The 216-nt window shown below is 58.8% G+C and carries 1 protein-coding gene; it reads right to left on the bottom strand.

Features of this window, described 5'->3' with window-relative positions; all coding sequences use genetic code 11:
- A partial coding sequence (locus INT22_RS21255) for a TRAP transporter large permease subunit (RefSeq protein WP_226912815.1) occupies positions 1-216 on the bottom strand: 216 nt, incomplete at both ends.

The following is a 216-nucleotide window of genomic DNA, read 5'->3' as shown; positions in this document are numbered from 1 at the left end:
TTGCGGCAGTTGCTCGTAGACGACCACCCAGCCGAAGACTCCAGCAGCAGCGATCAACATGATCACCAGACCGGCATTGATAGCGGTGCGTTTGAGTATCTCGGGCAGCATGGCGACTTTCAAATCACGATAGAGATAGCGCCCTAATAGCAACGCCGCCAGCGAGGCGAGCGCCGCCGATTCGGTGGGAGTCGCTAAGCCCAGCAGAATACCGCC

It is taken from the genome of Halomonas sp. 3D7M (assembly GCF_014897885.1).
Classification (GTDB): domain Bacteria; phylum Pseudomonadota; class Gammaproteobacteria; order Pseudomonadales; family Halomonadaceae; genus Vreelandella.
Note: the sequence above shows the minus strand (reverse complement) of the source record. Positions and strands in the feature narration are given on the sequence as shown.